This window comes from Bremerella sp. TYQ1 (genome assembly GCF_020150455.1).
Taxonomy (GTDB): domain Bacteria; phylum Planctomycetota; class Planctomycetia; order Pirellulales; family Pirellulaceae; genus Bremerella; species Bremerella volcania_A.
Genome location: NZ_CP083740.1, coordinates 2,112,763 through 2,129,593 on the forward strand (window position 1 = coordinate 2,112,763; position 16,831 = coordinate 2,129,593).

The 16,831-nt window shown below is 55.5% G+C and carries 14 protein-coding genes; 5 read left to right on the forward strand and 9 right to left on the reverse strand.

Features of this window, described 5'->3' with window-relative positions:
- Positions 1–111 precede the first annotated feature (111 nt).
- Both LA756_RS08000 and LA756_RS08005 read left to right on the forward strand, forming a co-directional pair.
- The gene (locus LA756_RS08000; protein WP_224439347.1) at positions 112–1,056 is read left to right on the forward strand and encodes an N-acetyltransferase; all 945 of its coding nucleotides are present in this window, start codon (positions 112–114) and stop codon (positions 1,054–1,056) included.
- A gap of 445 nt (positions 1,057–1,501) precedes the next feature.
- Positions 1,502–2,917, forward strand: coding sequence for a DnaA/Hda family protein (locus LA756_RS08005; protein WP_224439348.1), 1,416 nt, complete (start codon positions 1,502–1,504; stop codon positions 2,915–2,917).
- Between the two features lie 113 nt (positions 2,918–3,030).
- Here LA756_RS08005 and LA756_RS08010 read toward each other — a convergent pair whose 3' ends face one another.
- Positions 3,031–3,777: a DUF6690 family protein gene (locus LA756_RS08010; protein ID WP_224439349.1), complete on the reverse strand. Its 747-nt coding sequence runs from the start codon at positions 3,775–3,777 to the stop codon at positions 3,031–3,033.
- Positions 3,778–3,902: 125 nt separating this feature from the next.
- Here LA756_RS08010 and LA756_RS08015 point away from each other — a divergent pair, with 125 nt between their 5' ends.
- Positions 3,903–5,090: a class I SAM-dependent methyltransferase gene (locus tag LA756_RS08015; RefSeq protein WP_224439350.1), complete on the forward strand. Its 1,188-nt coding sequence runs from the start codon at positions 3,903–3,905 to the stop codon at positions 5,088–5,090.
- A gap of 1 nt (position 5,091) precedes the next feature.
- Here the strand turns inward: LA756_RS08015 and LA756_RS08020 are convergent, their stop codons facing one another.
- From LA756_RS08020 to xseA, 6 genes are all read right to left on the reverse strand, one after another.
- A complete protein-coding gene (locus LA756_RS08020; RefSeq protein ID WP_224439351.1) occupies positions 5,092–6,141 on the reverse strand; it encodes a hypothetical protein in 1,050 nt (349 codons plus the stop codon).
- A gap of 51 nt (positions 6,142–6,192) precedes the next feature.
- Positions 6,193–7,086 (reverse strand): NAD(+)/NADH kinase, encoded by an 894-nt coding sequence (locus LA756_RS08025; protein WP_224439352.1) that lies wholly within the window; start codon positions 7,084–7,086, stop codon positions 6,193–6,195.
- 179 nt (positions 7,087–7,265) lie between these two features.
- Positions 7,266–9,170, reverse strand: coding sequence for a 1-deoxy-D-xylulose-5-phosphate synthase (dxs, locus tag LA756_RS08030; protein WP_224439353.1), 1,905 nt, complete (start codon positions 9,168–9,170; stop codon positions 7,266–7,268).
- A 5-nt stretch (positions 9,171–9,175) separates the two neighbouring features.
- Positions 9,176–10,072 (reverse strand): polyprenyl synthetase family protein, encoded by an 897-nt coding sequence (locus LA756_RS08035; RefSeq protein ID WP_224439354.1) that lies wholly within the window; start codon positions 10,070–10,072, stop codon positions 9,176–9,178.
- Between the two features lie 91 nt (positions 10,073–10,163).
- Positions 10,164–10,529, reverse strand: a complete 366-nt coding sequence (gene xseB, locus LA756_RS08040; RefSeq protein ID WP_224439355.1) for an exodeoxyribonuclease VII small subunit — start codon at positions 10,527–10,529, stop codon at positions 10,164–10,166.
- A 24-nt stretch (positions 10,530–10,553) separates the two neighbouring features.
- Positions 10,554–11,777 carry an exodeoxyribonuclease VII large subunit gene (xseA, locus tag LA756_RS08045; RefSeq protein ID WP_224439356.1) on the reverse strand — a complete coding sequence of 408 codons (1,224 nt, stop codon included), beginning with the start codon at positions 11,775–11,777 and terminating at the stop codon, positions 10,554–10,556.
- A 180-nt stretch (positions 11,778–11,957) separates the two neighbouring features.
- Between xseA and LA756_RS08050 the strand changes: the two genes are divergently transcribed.
- Positions 11,958–13,763 (forward strand): NPCBM/NEW2 domain-containing protein, encoded by a 1,806-nt coding sequence (locus LA756_RS08050; protein WP_224439357.1) that lies wholly within the window; start codon positions 11,958–11,960, stop codon positions 13,761–13,763.
- Positions 13,764–13,790: 27 nt separating this feature from the next.
- Here LA756_RS08050 and LA756_RS08055 read toward each other — a convergent pair whose 3' ends face one another.
- Both LA756_RS08055 and dapF read right to left on the reverse strand, forming a co-directional pair.
- Complete coding sequence (locus LA756_RS08055; RefSeq protein WP_224439358.1) at positions 13,791–14,642, reverse strand: lysophospholipid acyltransferase family protein; 852 nt, start codon at positions 14,640–14,642, stop codon at positions 13,791–13,793.
- 29 nt (positions 14,643–14,671) lie between these two features.
- A complete protein-coding gene (dapF, locus tag LA756_RS08060) occupies positions 14,672–15,550 on the reverse strand; it encodes a diaminopimelate epimerase (protein WP_224439359.1) in 879 nt (292 codons plus the stop codon).
- A gap of 297 nt (positions 15,551–15,847) precedes the next feature.
- Between dapF and LA756_RS08065 the strand changes: the two genes are divergently transcribed.
- Positions 15,848–16,813, forward strand: a complete 966-nt coding sequence (locus LA756_RS08065) for a DUF1559 domain-containing protein (RefSeq protein ID WP_224439360.1) — start codon at positions 15,848–15,850, stop codon at positions 16,811–16,813.
- Positions 16,814–16,831: the final 18 nt, after the last annotated feature.

Genomic DNA, 16,831 nt, shown 5'->3' on the forward strand with positions numbered 1-16,831 from the left:
CTTGCATGGTCTATTGTCCCGCATTCGCTGCAAGAAGAAAAGCAATTCCAGCAGTCAACGTCGGCAAAATCCGTAAAGACACAAATCTACTGCGTTGGTAGGCTAGAACGTATGGAATCAGAGCACCTCGACAATCTTGAGATCGGCACCGCTTCGCCTAGCCATTATGGTGCTGCGTTGTGGCTAGCTACCGGTGGACGCACTCGGCATGCGAACCGAGGCCGGGTCACCGCGCTTTTAGCCGCCGAAAAGCAGGGCCGCGTCAGCTTCGAAGGACTCTTAACCGCCACAAGAGGCAATCGCGTCGTCGCAGCACTGTGGTGTTTACAGCAGCCGGGACGGATTGCGACAGTCTGGGGACCGGGACTTTTGCCAAACGAACCAGACACCACCGCGCAAGCATTGGTGGAACGATCCGTTCAGTTTGCTCGTCAGGCCGGCAGTCACTTGATTCAAAGCCTTGTCGGTCTCGAAAACCCGGCCGCTGGCAATTTACTTGCCCAAAGTGGATTTCGATCTATCACTCAACTTAGTCACCTGCAGGCGAACATCGACGAAATCAGCGCCGAGGCTCCTCGACCAGAACTTCGCTTCGTTCGCTGCGAGGACTATCGCGCTGAAGCGTTCCGCGACTTAGTTACCGCGACGTATCAAGATAGCCTCGACTGCCCGGAACTGGACAGTATTCGACAAACTTCCGACGTTTTAGATGGCTACTACGCGACAAGTAGCCAGTCGACGCAGAACTGGTACACAATCCATTCCGACGAAGAAACACTGGGGATGGTTATCCTGGCGCATCACGAAGTCACCAATCAGGTGGAACTCATCTATTTTGGTTTGCTGCCGAAGTATCGCCGCTTGGGATTAGGGGCAGAGATCTTACGGTTCACAATCAATGTGGCGGCGTTCCTTGGCTGCGAATCGATCCTTACAGGGGTCGATCAGCGGAACTCCCCAGCGGTGGCACTCTACCGCCGCTTCGGTTTCCAGCAGGCGGAAGCGAAAGAGTTGTTTCTGCTGCCCTTAAAATCGAGCTCGATCGCCGTTGCGTAAAACGGTTTCGACATCCGGTTTACCGGCTCTTCCTATTTTCTTCACGAAGCGTGACCAACCGTGTCAGACGGTATTCTCGACGCAAAAATGTTCGTAAACTGCTATTTTTCAAGGCGATACGACACGAGATTGCTCGCAGCTTGAATCGGAATTGCCAGGATTCGACAAATTATCCACGGGCATGTTCAGATCGTGTTAGAAAATGGAAAGCCGCTACTCGTCGCAATTCTCCGGGAAATCGCGGGCATTCCGCAGGTGGCCATTTCCCCCTTCGCTTTTTTTCTACCACGGTCCATCGGAGAGGTTTGACAGGAGTGCTAGCGTGCCTACAATCATCCTCCACGCGGCTGTTGATGCCGCCTGTTTTTGCCTCTCTCCCGTCTGGGGTTGAAGGACGATTTTCGGAGTGGAAATCGCGAATTCAACTCGCTGAAAGAGTCAGCCTGTGGTCACGGAAGACATCGAAATTCTGCCCGCATTGCGTCTTGCAATGATCGAAAGGGTAGGACAAGATCGCTTCGATCTTTGGTTCGGTACCAACAACACTCAATTTCGCTTGAGCGAAGGGTGTCTGTTGATCGAATCAACGAGCCGAGTGAATCTCGACTTCCTCCGTAAGAACTTCCACGAGGCAGTTCGCCAGGCTCTTTCCGACGTGCAACTCTCGGGACATCAAGTCATCTACCGCGAAGGTTCGGCATCCGCACCTAAAGCGGCGTCCGCTTCGACCAAGGCCGCGGAAAAGAAGATGACACCTCCTCCCACTCCAGCAAAACCGGCTCGCTCCAATGCGTCGTCCAGTAGTTCGACGATCATTCAGCGGCGTCGTTTTTCCTCGCTGAAAGACTTTGTCGTCAGCGATTGCAATTCGATGGCAAAGACTGCCGCCACGATGGTGCTGCAGCAGCCGGGACAGATCTCACCGCTTTATATCCATGGTCCCTCCGGCAGTGGTAAAACGCACCTGTTGGAAGGTATCTATGGACTTGCCCAGCAGAAAAAAGAGCTCGGGCGCGTCGTCTATCTATCGGCCGAGCAATTCACGACCTATTTCCTGGAAGCGTTACAGTCTTCCGGGGTGGCCAGTTTCCGCCGAAAGTATCGTGATGTCGGTGTGCTGATTATCGACGACGTACAGTTCTTCGCGGGCAAACGCGCCACGAAAACCGAACTACTCCACACGCTCGATGCGATCACGCGTCGCGGTGGCCAGGTCGTCCTCGCAGGCAGCCAACGTCCGACGGAACTTTCAGCCCTCGGTACTGAGCTTGTCGCACGCTTCTCCAGCGGTCTGATCTGCAAAGTCGATCCTCTGGACGAAACTTGCAAGCAAGCCATGATCGAACGCCTCGCCGAGAAGCGTGGTGTCGTACTCAACGAGTCACTAATCCATTGGCTGATGCGTCAGTTGCCAGGAGAAGGACGTCTCGTTTCCGGTGCAATCAACCGCTTGTGGGCTTACTGTGCCGTCGAGGGCAACGAACTTTCGATTGCTGTGCTCGAAAACCTGCTTTCGGATTTGATCCCTCAGCGCAGCAGCATGATGCGTTTGGATGATGTCGAAAACGCGGTCTGTCGCGTGTTTGGCGTCGACACGAAATTGCTTCGGTCGCAATCCAAATCGCGTCGTGCCAGTAATCCTCGAATGTTGGCCATGTGGTTGGCTCGTAAGCATACCGGGGCTGCTCTTTCAGACATTTGCCTGCATTTCCAACGACGCAGCCATAGCACCGTCATCTCGGCTGAGAAGAAGGTCAACAAGTGGCTGTCGGAAGACTGCGTGGTTCAGATCGCAGATCGATCGTTGAAGGCCAAAGAGGCCATAGAGTTGGCCGAAGCCGAATTGCGTTCCAGCCGGTAGATTCTTTTATTTGCCGCTTCAGGCGACCATTCTTGCGGTCGCTCGCTTATTGAAGGCGATCTAAGTGCATGCCTACGAAGAGAACGACATGGCTCGCAAGCGACCTTAGAAACTTACTTGAAGCCCCAGCGGCCGGCGTGTTTGTCTCGCTCGACCAATTGAGCCATTTCGGGGCTCAGCGAGTAGTAGCGCGAGGGGCGATTGATCTCGAGATCGATCTTCAGCCGAGCGTGTGGCAGATTTTGATTGATGACCGGAGCAGGCTCAACTCGCAGCACACTCACGGGGTCGCCGTTCCACTTCACCATGTAAAGCGATCCAGCGACCGTTGGTTCTGACTCGAACTTATAATGCTGCGTCAGCATTGCCACCAGTCGGCGTTCGTCGCCGGTGCTGCCGTGAAATGTGATCCGCTGCAGTACTTTGTCTTTGTCAAAATAATACGTCAATGAACCGGCAATGTCATCGATTCGCGAGCCACTGACCAACGGGACACGCATCCCTTCCAATTGAGTATCCGACAACGTGGTACTGACGCGCGGCCAGGTATCCATGACCCAGCGAGGATTGGCATGGAAGTTAATCACATGATCCAGTTGCTGAAAGACTGGTGCAGAAGTTGGTCCGCTGTTTCCCTTCGCAGCCACGTTTGTCGGTGCCGAAAGACCAGAATTCGCCGTTTGCGGCTTTCCTTCTCCATCAATCGATGCGGCAGGAGCTGCTTCACCCGATGGCCAGAGATCGGTTGCTTTGTTCCAATAGGAATTGGCCGTTTCGCGCACGGAAGGATCGTAATAGCTATAAGGCACGCCAAAGCTGGCGGCTGCGGCTACCCAGAACATGACCGTTCGACGAAACACGATGGACTCCTTACCTTAATGATTCATCCATCAACATCATCGAACCAAGCCCGGCCGCCGCGTGAAAGACATGCCAGCACGTGCTAGGACCCGAGCGTTTGCCATGCTTTTCGCAGATCGAAGAAATGGAACAACCTGACCAATCGGAACCACTTGCCATTGCCCAGTGGATTGTCTCGCCGGAAGCCCAAACATGGTTTGCGTGGCTCGATACGGTTGATACCGCCGCAATCAGTACGCTGACAAAACTACGCAACGAATTGGATCCCGCACGCACCAAGGCGCTTCTCAATCAACGAGAACAGCGCCAGCGGGGACAACGAAAGTTCAAAGCAGCGGCGGATATGTTTTTCACCGAGATCGGCCTCCAGCAATCGACGGACCAAGAGATTGCGGCCTACAAGTCGTCTCGCTTTCCAGAACGTCAACCGCTGGCCGACCTTTGTTGTGGTATCGGTGGCGACTTGATCGCACTTGCTCAGCGAGGTCCTGCCACCGCGGTGGATGCCTCGGCGGAACATCTCTGTTACGCCGAGGCAAACGTTTATGCTCACGGGGCAAAGCTTAACGATACTCAGTGCGGATTGGCCGAAGAGACACAGCTCGAAGACTTCGCGGCATGGCATATCGATCCAGATCGACGGCACGATAATCGCCGTACAATTCGCTTAGACAGTTTCAGCCCCAGCTTACAGCACTTGGAAGCCATGCTGCGGCGCAACCGCAATGCGGCGATGAAGCTGGCCCCTGCAAGTTCTCTTCCGGAAGCGTGGGAGCAGGAAGGTGAGTGCGAATGGATCTCGCATCATCGTGAATGCAAACAGCTGATGGTATGGTTCGGTGACTTGGCCCATTCACCAGGCCAGCGTCGTGCCACGAAGATTGATTCCACAGGCGAAGCCCATAGCTTTGTCGGCAGGCCTGACATTAACGCCTCCGTTGGCTCCGTGCAGAAATTTCTTTTCGACCCTGATCCGACACTGGGGGCTTCTGGCCTCGTGGACGCGTTGGCGGAAGAACTGGAGCTTTGCCGCGTGTCTCCACAATCGCATTATCTGACAAGTGACCGGGCAATAGACCACCCATTGCTTCAGCGATTTGAGGTTTTGAGCGACGAGAAGATCGACACAAAACGATTGAAGCGAGCCGTCGCCGAAGCGAACTGGGGAACGCTGGAGCTCAAACAAAGAGGCCTCGAGCTGAAACTCGAGGCCATGCGTAAACAGTTGAAGCCGCGTGGAGCAGGGGAGGGAACGATCGTTTTCACTCCCACCGTGGACGGCAATCGAGCCCTGCTATGCCGCAGGACGTAAGCTACTTCTTCTCAGCCGGTTTGTCTTCTGGCTTCGTCGAAGGGTCGGCCAGCGTTGGTACTTCCGCCAACTTGGCCGCTGGCTTGGTGTCTTCGTCTGAAACGGTTTCCGTTTCCGTGGGGCTCTTGGTGGCTTCCTCTTCTTCTGGCTTTGTTGCAGGATCGGCCGGAGTTGGAGCCTCTTCCATCTTCTTGGGCTTCGCAGGCACCGACGCGACTTTGGCCGGCTGCTTCTCTTGAATCAACTCTTCGGTCATGCGGCCGAGGTAATTCATCACGCTTGTTTCACCCTGGAAACCAATAATCGTTTCATCGAGATCCAACTGCTGAGAAACAAGTTGACCTGCTTCGACGTCGAACTTGACCGTCCCCTTGGTCAGCTTCTGAATCAGTTCGACCTTCAACATCGGGTCGTCGATTGGCGTCAAGATTTGCGTTTCGGTGGTGATTGTAGCGATTCCACCACTGACGCTTTGCAGACGAAAGACCTGACGCGTCTTGATGTGCTTTTGTTTGCCGTTACCTGATCGAACGGTGATGTCGTCAGGCGAGTACCATGCGGCACCCACGGCAATTGGTTCGGCAGGCAGAATCGGCAAGATCTGCGATTCGCCACTCGGTGCGCCGCCCAACTGCTCGCGTTTGACCAATCGACCTTGGGCGTCGACGGTGATTTTGGCCAGCGGAATCCCGACGCTCTTGGCCGCTTCCGAATAGATAGCCGGTGGGATCTGATCGGTAGCACTGTTGTATCGCTGCTCGGGCCGATCGGTAACCTTCTGCCACATGTCGATGTTTTCGACCGAGTGGATGAACGTCGCTTCGCCGTCGGCGTTGACTCCTTCGACTTTCCAGTTCTTCGTCGAGATGCTGCGAGACTGAGCGGTCTGCGTCGAGCCTTTGATCTTCGTTTCGACGGTCGACAGGTGGACCACCTTCGAGCGAATCACGTCGCCATCGGCGAATTTGTATTCAAGTTTGATCTTAGCATCTTCGGCCATCGCCACCGTTGCGGTAGCGGCCAGCAGCGCGAGAGTCGCGAGCGTCTTCATGATTGGCATCCTTGCACTTGGGTCATTCGGGGGTCGAGTGTCTAGTCGGACCTATCGTCCGTGATCGATTTGACCGCCCCAGCCTAGCTTTTCGCGGAGGGTGCGGTAATAGTTGTAATCGTGGGTCGCGACGAGCTTGAATCTGGGTTCGGCTTGATCGACGCGAACGCGATGTTCGCTGGTGATCGGGCTCAGCACGCGGCCATCGACCACGACCGACATCTTTCGGTCGGCACCACGCAGGTGCATCTCGAAACAGCGATCGCCGGTATCGACAACGCTTCGCATCGTCAGCGTATGCGGATTGATCGGGCTGAGGATGAATGCCCGCAAATCGGCCCGGACAATGGGACCACCTGCCGACAAGTTATGAGCCGTCGATCCGACCGGCGTACTGATGATTAAGCCGTCGCAGCTATATGATGTCGCCAATTGATCATCTACGTAAAGATCAATCGTGCGGATTTGGAAGGGTGGACCGCCGAGAATTGCCATTTCGTTGAGCCCGATCCGCTCGGCAATCACTTCGCCATCCTTAAAGACCCGACATCGCAGCATCATATGCTCGATGATCTGACATTCGCCACTACAAAGCGAAGCCAACTGATCGACAACATGCTCAGGCGTGAAAGCCGCCAGAAAGCCGAGCTTGCCCATATTCACGCCGATAATCGGCGTTTGGTTGTATCCCATGCTGCGTGCCGCGCCGAGAATCGATCCATCGCCCCCCAAGACAATCGCAAAGTCGGCTTCGACCTTTGAGAGATCTGATTCCCACTCTAAGTCGGTATGCACAATTTCGGCATACTGCGGCAAGATATGTTTGAGACGTTCCGCTTCTTCTTCCACGTGCGGACGATTGCCAGCCCCCAGCAGCATGACACGCGGCTTTTCTTTCCCAGCCCAAAGCGGTTTCTTCGGCGAAGCAGGATCGACGGTGGTCATCGTTGGCGTCCCCTCGCCCTTGAAGGGAGAGGGTTAGGGTGAGGGTTTCTGGTGTTCGGCGTCAGGGTCGGAGCAAACGTACAGGGATGCTTCTACAAGGCCTTTGTAGAAATCGCGTCGACGCTTTGCTCCTAACCTAAGTCCTCGGCCCGCAGAGGGCAAGGAAACCGGCGGGGACGTTAATGCTGAGAAGAAACCTGATCGTGTGCCGCGGAGAGCTCTCGGCAGACAGTCGCGATGCCCAGGGCGTCGAGTTGCAGCTCGGCCAGGATTTCCGCTCTATCTCCATGTTGCACAAAGAGATCGGGAATTCCAAGGCGTTTTACGTGACTGGCATTAATTCCGGCTTCATTTGCCGCTTCGAGCAGGGCACTGCCGAAACCGGTCATCAACGCCCCTTCCTCGACAGTCACCACAAACGGTGCGTCGTTCACGATCGGTAACATCGTTTCTGTATCGAGAGGCTTCACGAATCGGGCATTCACAACGGTTACATCGATACCATCTTTGGCCAGCAATTCGGCCGCTTTTTTCGCTTCGGGAAGCTGGGCTCCGTAGCAGATGATTGCGCCGTCGCTACCTCGCTTGAGGACTTCCGCTTTGCCAAGCTCCAGCGGAGTACGATCTCGGTGGATGTTATCGGCGTTGGTCTTCGGATAACGAATCGCCGTCGGGTGATCGGCGGTCACCGCGAAATTCATCATCTCGGTTAATTCATCCGCATCGCCGGGGGCCATGACGATCATGTTCGGGAACATTCGCATGTAACCGATGTCGTACATCCCGTGATGGGTCGGACCATCGGCGGCGGTGATACCTGCCCGGTCCATCGTGAACACGACCGGCAAGTCTTGCAGGGCGACTTCCTGGAAGACCTGATCGAAGCTGCGCTGCAGGAACGTGCTGTAAATGTTGACGATCGGGCGGAGGCCTGCTTTGGCCTGACCGGCCGCAAACGCGACCGTATGCGACTCGCAGATACCGGTATCAAAGAAGCGGTCGCCGAACTCTTCTCGCAGCGGCTCCATCTTGGTGCCTTGGCACATGGCCGCGGTCATGACGGTGACTTTTTCGTTCTTTCGCATCACCTCGGCGATGGCATCGCGAGCGTAATTGGTGAACGCTTTCGCCCCACCACTTGGCTTCGGTGCTTCGGTCGCGTCGTCGTTTTTGCAGATCGCCGGCGGGGTGTGGTAGTAGACGGGATCTTCCGCGGCGGGATCGTAGCCATGTCCTTTTTCGGTCACCACGTGCAACAGCGTTGGGCCCTTCTGGCTCTTCACCATCTCCAAGTATTTCCGCAGCAGCGGAATGTTGTGACCATCGATCGGGCCGATGTAGTTAATGCCGAGCTCTTCAAACAGCATCCCACCATGCAGGCCTGCTTTGACGCCTTCTTTCAATTGAGCGAGGAAGCGTTCGGTCGGATCGCCAAAGACCGGCACCATGTTCAGCGCTTTGACCACTTCGGTTTTGAACCCGGTATAAAACGGATTCATTCGGAGGCGGTCGAAGTAATCGGCCATGCCACCCACGCGCGGACAGATCGACATCTTATTGTCGTTCAAGATGATGATCAGATTGCCTTTGAGCGTCTTGGCGTTGTTCAGGGCTTCAAAGACCATCCCGCTGGGGAACGCGCCGTCGCCAATCACCGCGACCGAGTGACGGTCGTCATCGTTGTTCAGGAAGTCGCCACTGGCGAGCCCCATCACCGTCGAGACACTCGCGCCGGCATGCCCCGTCATGAACAAGTCGTATTCGCTCTCATGCGGATTAGGATAGCCCATCAGGCCTCCCTTGGTTCGCATGGTGTTGAACTGATCGTATCGCCCGGTGACAAGTTTGTGCGGATAAACTTGGTGTCCGGTATCCCAGATCAGGCGATCCTTCTTGAAGTCGAACGTGCGATGCAGCGCGATGCAAAGCTCGACCACGCCTAAGTTGGAGGCGAAGTGGGCCGTTCGTGTCGCCACCAAATTGCATAGCACTTCCCGGATCTCGTCCGCCAACTGATTAAGCTGGGCAGTGCTGAAACCTTGCAGGTCTTCCGGCGATTTGATTTTGGGGAGTAGTTCCGCCATGGCGATCAGTGATTCCTTTCCAGCACGTAGTGAGCCAGAGAAATGAGGGAGTCGCCTCCACTGGGCAGTTTCGTAGCGGCTTCACACGCCTGATGAATTAATTGTTCCGCCTTGCGCCGGCTTTCTTCAATCCCCCATACGCCAGGGAATGTCATTTTGCCTTTGTCGGCGTCTTTCCCGACGCGTTTGCCCATCGACTTCTCGTCTCCCTGAACGTCCAACAGATCGTCGGTAATCTGGAACGCCAGCCCAAGGCAATCGCCATACTTCGTCAGCAAGCCAAGCAGCGATTCATCCGCACCTGAGGCGATACCCCCCAGGCGAAGTGAAACGGTGATCATCGCTCCCGTTTTTCGGCGGTGAATAGCAGCCAAATCTTCAGCGGTGCCATCCAGCTTCTCGAAGCGAAGATCGTCGACTTGTCCACCGACAAGTTGACTGGCGCCTGCCGCATGGGTTAATTCGCGAAGGCAACGCCGAGATTGCTCAGCATCGACGATTTCAGTTGCCAAAATCTCAAACGCACGCGTCAGCAGGGCATCTCCGGCCAAAATAGCGGTCGCTTCGTCGAACTTGCGGTGACAAGTCGGGCGTCCACGACGAAGATCGTCGTCATCCATCGCCGGAAGATCGTCATGGATCAACGAATAGGCATGGACCATCTCGACGGCACATGCCGGAGCGATCGCCTTCTTCCAATCCGAACCGCATGCCTCGGCGGCGAGCAACGCAAGCACCGGCCGCAGACGCTTGCCGGGCGCCAAAAGACTGTAACGAATCGCTTCGCGCAGTCGGTCAGGGCAGTCTTGATCGAACTCCGTTAGTCGGGTCAATGCAGCGTCGATCTCGGGTCGTAATCGCTCGGAAACTTCCCGAAAGGTCTCAGTCGACACTTCGGCCATGCTCAATCCTGGGTCGTCGTGGGGGAATCTAAGGGGAAAGCGGCATGAATCATGGCGGCCTCCAAGCCGCATCCCGCTGCAACGTCCGATTTTAGAACAACTTGCGATCGTCGTCCACGATATCCGGGTCTGATTTCGGACTCGATTTCTTGGTAGAACCCCGCCGTTTGGCCCTGGATTGGGCCTTCTCGTCGAGCGACATCTCTTCGTCCTCGAACGGCTGAGTCACCGGATTTCCTTCGGCATCGACGCCCGAAAGCAGTTCGATCTTGCGTTCGGTCGTTTTCAGCACCCCATGGCACTGCTTGAGGACCTCGATCCCGCGTTGGTACTTTTCCAAGGCCGCATCGAGCCCCAATTGCCCTGTTTCCAGTTGCTGGACAATTTGCTGAAGCTCTTCCAGGCCTTCCTCGAACTTGGGAGGCTGCTTTTCTTCACTTGTTTTCTTTTTCGCCAACTTGGGATTCCTCTTCGTCAAAGCTCACTCGACGCGGCTTTTAATACGTCCTTTTTCCAAAATGGTTTCGATCTCGTCCCCTGAATTCAGTTGGGCCGGATCGCGAACGACCTCTTGCTGGTCGTTTAGCGTGACCGAATATCCCCGCGACAAAACGGCCAGCGGTGACATTGCTTCGAGCTGTGCCGCTCTTCGAGCCAACGCCTCTTGAGCCTGATCGAGCCGTCGCCGCATGGCTCTTGTCGCGGCGACATCTAATTCATCCAATCGTCGCTGATGATCGTGAACCATCTCGAACGGATGGGTAAAAACTCGGCTGCGCGACAACAACTCCAGCTTGGAAGCGGCTCGATCGTAGGTGGACCGCAAGCCGGTCGCCAAACGATTTTGCAAGCCGGTCAGCCGTTCCTGAATTTCCGGCAGAGAAGGGACCGCAAGTTCAGCCGCTTCGCTGGGGGTCAATGCACGAACATCCGCTGCGAAGTCTGACAGCGTCACATCAATCTCGTGCCCCACGGCGGAAATGGTCGGAATCTTCGACTCGGCAATCGCCCTGACGACGACTTCCTCGTTGAAACACCATAGATCTTCCATGCTGCCGCCGCCGCGACCGACGACCAACACATCTGGCCGCTCGGCCAATTGATTCGCTTTTTTGATGCCTGAGGCAATCTCGGCCGCCGCTCCGTCCCCCTGAACGCGAGCCGGAATGATCAATACTTCGACGTTTCGCCAACGGCGGTTCATCACTTCCAGAAAGTCGCGTACCGCCGCCCCAGTCGGGCTCGTCACAAAGGCAATTCGCTTCGGGAATTTGGGGATTTGCCGCTTGCGATCGGTTTCGAATAAGCCCTCGGCAGCCAACTTCTGCTGCAATTGCCGCAGCTTGAGTTGGAGGGCTCCGACACCGCGCGGTTCGATCTCACGGATCACGAGTTGATAACTGCCACGCGGCGGATAGACATCAATCTGCCCATGGCAAAGCACTTCCTGGCCATCTTCCAAGTCGAACGGAAGCTTGGCGGCCGTGTTTCGCCAGATTACGCCTCGGATCTGAGCATCGTCATCTTTCAGCGTGAGATAGACGTGCCCTGAACGTGGCTGCGAGAGGTTCGAGATTTCCCCAGAGACCCAAACGGCAGGAATTGCCATCTCCAGGGTGCCTTGGATCAATGCGGTCAGCTGCGAAACAGACAGGACTGGGGGCTGCTCACCTGGTCCATCCCACTCTGCGTGCTCGCCGTCCATGTCGATCCTAAATTCTCGAAAAAACTTCAATTCATCCCGCCATTTAGCAGGCCTCGATGATAGAACAGATTTCAGGAAATCGAAAGGGACGCCCCATCCAACAGGGCGACATATCCCGCGCAATATGCTAACATACAAATGTGCGCAGTCACTTTCCCACCTTCCTGGAAATCCCTCCCCATGACCAAGCTTGCCGTAACGTTGCTGCTGCTTCTCGGTGCCGCTGTGCCTGCGATGGCGGACGCAGCAACCCTCGCGAAAACCCTTCAGGCCCGCGTCCGAGCGTTTCATGAAGGCGCCCCGAACGAAGGACACCAACTTCGCGTGGTTTACTTCTATCCAGCCGACCGCGAACCTCAGGCCAATTACAAGGAACGTGTCAACCGAATGGTCCTCGATATCAAGGACTTCTACGACACCGAATTTGCTCGAATCGGACTGGAAAACTCGCCGCTACCGGTCGAGATGGATGGCGATCAGGTCATGATCCACATGGTCCAGGGAGCCGAAAACCACGACAGTTACGGATATGACTCACGCTATGGCCGCAAGATCTTGCGCGAGATCGGTCAACAGCTGCGTGGCAAAGTCGACCCGGAACGAGAGTTCCTGCTGATCCTGTGTGCGTTGTGCGACAAGCAGGAAGATGGCGTCTACAAGATTTATTCGCCGTACTATGGCCTGGGCGGCGCGAATCAGGTTCGTGGCATCTGCTTCGCGGCCGACTGCGAAATGCTCGACACGCTGAACCTGACAAAGACCGATGAAGTCTTTCGTTACAACGAACACAACCGCAATCAACGCCGTTCACTGGCCGACTTCAACACGGTCTTCATTGGTGGCATGGCCCACGAGCTGGGACATGGCTTGAGCTTGCCGCATAACCGTGAACTTCCGTCAGAGCGTTCCAAGGGAACCGCGCTGATGGGATCTGGCAACTATACCTACCGCGCGGAACTTGTCGGCAAGAAGGGAAGCTTCATGACGCTCGCCAGCGCGACGCGCATGATGTGCCATCCGCTTCTCACGCAAAGCAATAAGCAGCGTTTCGATCGCACCGAGTTGAAAGTCTCGGACGTCCAGTTCAGCGGAAACGGCAAAGCGGTCACCATTCGTGGTAAAGTCGAATCGAACGTCGAACCCTTTGCCGTTATTGCATACAGCGATGCCGAAGGGGGCAATAACTACGACGCCTACCAATGGACCAACGAAGTTAAACCCGATGGTTCTTTCGAGGCGACTCTCGATATCCATAAGCCGGGCAACAACGTCTTGCGACTCAGCTTTTGTCACGCCAACGGGGCGACGAGCGATGTCAGCTATGCGTTTACAGCGAACGAAAAGGGAGAACCCAACGTTCAAGCATTGAAGGATGGCATGGCGGTTGCCACGCTCGAAAAAGAGATGCTCTCTGGCCAGACCAGCGAAGCGCGACAGTTCGCTGCGAAGTACCTGCAAGAGAATCCGCAGACCGAGATCGCGCCGATGCTTCAATTCGTTCAGACCTACGAAGCCAACAGCAAGCCGGCGAAGCTTGCGGAAGTCAACGAGCCGGAAGTCTTTCTTTCCGATGTCGAGCCTGCTTCGGCGAAAGTTGGCTACGGCCGTCCGTCACGCAACGCTTATATCACGCCTGTCAGCCGATACGATAGCGGCTTCTTCCTCCAGCCTGGCGGGCAGTTCCATGCCAAGGGTTTTTATGCCCACGCCCCGTCGCGATATACGTTCGACTTGGATGGCAAATGGAAACGATTCGAAGCCGTGGTCGGCCTACAAACCGGCATTCGAGGCAACGTATCTGCGATCTTCACCGTTAAAGGAGACGGCAAAGAGCTATACCGCTCGTCGAAGATACAGGACTCGAACACGGAAACGGTCTCGATCGATATTAGCGGCGTGAAAGAACTGGAGCTGATTGCCGACACCGGCGAATCAGACAACCGAAGTTGCTGGTCGGTTTGGGGATCGCCAAAAGTTTCCCGCTAACTCGCATCTACGAGAAGCAACGAACTACTAGGAAGCCGAGCGAAACCGCAAGATGGTTGGCTCGGCTTCTTCTTGCGCTGCTTCGTCCTGCTGGATAACCGGCTTAAAATTCCGCTGAGCCGATTGTCGCCAAAAGTGCGTCTGAAGTGATGTTTCGCTCTGCGATTTTAGTGGTGTCGCCATTGCCGAGAAGCTGACTTCGTTCTCTCCGAGCAGGCCCGACTCGGCCCATTTCTCGGCGGCCACCGTCAAGTGATTCAGCACGCGTTGCACATCCAAGCGATGAAACTCGACATCTTCCTTCGTGACCTTCTTGGGAATGTGAATCGCTTCCCCCATGATCATCCGGGCCCGCGTGAAGGGGCGGGGCAGGGCAAACTTGTCCCACGTTCCGAAGCGGATCGGTCGATCCATGCCGAAGCCCATCGGAATGATCGGCATCTGTAGCTTCGAGGCGAGGTAAATCGGACCTTGTGCCATCTCACGACGTGGACCTCGAGGGCCGTCGGGGGTGATGGCCAAATGCTGCCGGCGCGAAACACGGATCAACTCTTTCAGCGCGGCAATGCTTCCCCAGTTCGACGAACCACGCACGGTTCCAAAGCCCATCAGATTGGCCGCGTGGGCCAACCATTCTGCGTCGCGATGCCGGCTTAGCAGCATCGAGATGTTACAGTGCCCACGCAAGCAAAACGGAATCGAGATGTATTCATGCCAGAAGATATAGATGCCGCGCCGTTGGCAAAACGGATTGGCGGGGTCATTCTCCGCTTGGACGTACATCGCTCGAACGTCGAGGGTGCTCATCAACGTTCGCAAAGATGACACGATGGCCATACCACCGGTGCGTGCGATCCAAGGATGATGAGTTTTTCGCATGGCTTCCGTGCCTCGACGAACCTAAACGGTTAGGCCAGTTCCGAATACAAAGGAACGCCTTGGGGAACGGTCCAAACGCCTTGGAAGACTTCTTCGGCAGGTCCTGTCATATAGACATGATTGTCCGCTTCGTTCCAGTGCAGTTCGAGATCGCCACCCAAGAGGTGATTCAAAATCTTACGCTCGAGCTTTCCTGTCAGCACACCAGCGACACAAACGGCGCTCGCCCCGGTACCGCAGGCCAACGTTTCACCGCTGCCTCGTTCCCATGTTCGCTGACGAACTTCTGTCGGGCTGATGATCTCGATGAACTCGACATTGACCCGGGCAGGGAACTGAGCCGCTTTTTCAATTTGCGGTCCAATCTTCAGCACCAAATCGTCGTCTGCTTTGTCGACGAAGATCACGCAGTGCGGATTGCCCATCGAAACACAAGTTACGTCAAACTCGCGTCCGCCAGCTTCCAGCTTCTGATTGACTACCGGCGACTGGCCAAAGGTGGTCGGAATCTTCGCGGCGTCGAGGATCGGCTCGCCCATATTCACCGTCACACGCTTGGCGAGGTTGCCATCGGTTTCTAACTCAACCGAAAGAACCCCGGCGCCCGTTTCGAGATCGAGTTTTTCTTTCTTCGCGATTCCATGGTCGTAGACGTATTTGGCAACACAGCGGAGTCCATTGCCGCACATTTCAGCTTCAGAACCGTCGGCATTGAACATTCGCATCCGAGCGTCGGCCACTTCGGACGGAGTAATCAAAATCAGCCCATCGCCACCGATGCCGAAATGGCGATCGGAAACCAACGGGGCCAGCTTCTCCGGTGCGGTGGGGAGCTGCTCTTCAAACAAATTGACGTACACGTAGTCGTTTCCGGCTCCGTGCATTTTCGTAAAACGCAATTGCGACATCAGATTACCAGGTTGCCATTCTCGCAAAGTCAGACCAAAGAAGCCTTTATCCTACCGTGAAGAGGGCCAACTGGTTAAGCCCGTTCGCGTGGTGGCCAGGAATCGTCGAAATCGGCCGCGATCTTCTCGTAGTACATTTTGCTTGTCCTTTTGAACAAGAAAAACTTTTCTCAATAAACCAAATTTCTATTGCAAGCAGACCGGCGAAATGGCATCCTTAATCTACTTCATTCAGGTGGATTATCCACTCTTCGTCTTGCCTACGCTTTTCTTGCTTGTCTAAGGACATTGCCTCCCATGAAACCATATCGTCCTGGGCCGCGCTCCGGCTTCACGCTCGTCGAGCTTCTCGTTGTAATTGCCATCATTGGGGTGTTGATTGCTTTGCTACTGCCGGCCGTTCAGCAGGCACGCGAAGCGGCTCGACGCATGCAGTGCACGAACAACCAAAAGCAGTTGGGCATTGCGATGCACAACTATCACGACACGTTCAGCCATTTTCCGCCCGGCGTGGTTGGATTGGTCAATTACGACGCAACCGATCCTCTGAACTTCCAGAACACACCACCCACATGGATGCAAATGCTGCTGCCGTTCATCGAGCAGGGCAATCTTTACGAACAAATGCAGTCTCACTTCGATCAAGGCCTTCGAGCCGCGACCGCCCCTGGTCGTTTCACAGTGATCGATGGCCTGACATGTCCTAGTGATGCCAACGCCCCAAAAATTACCGACATCGAGCCTGCCGTCTGGTCTGGCAACTTCGGCTTCGCGGGGAACTACGTCGCCTGCAGCGGGTCTGGCTATTTCACGACAACAGCCGATCCCTACATGCAAAACAGCAACGGGATGTTCTACGCCAAGTCAAAGACCGACTTCGCCGATGTCACCGACGGCACGACCAACACGTTGATGATGGGCGAAATCCTTGTCGTTCCCGACATCGCTCCGCGTAACTCGACCAATCAGGACCTGCGTGGGTCGTACTACTTCGGTCGCCGCGCCGCTGGCTGCTTTAGTGCCCGCGAAGGTCCAAATACGATTGTCGGCGATCGGCTTAGCAGTTGCCGTAATTTGCCCCGCACTCCATGCAACGGGCAGGGGACCGACAACATGATTATGCATGCTCGCAGTCTGCACCCCGGCGGTGCGAATGTGACACTCGGCGACGGCTCGGTTCGCTTCGTCCCGGAAACGGTCGATCGTGCGGTCTTTCAGGCCTTCGGAACTCGCAACGGGGGTGAAACGCCAGGTCAACTGTAGTCGGCAGATACTTGCGTA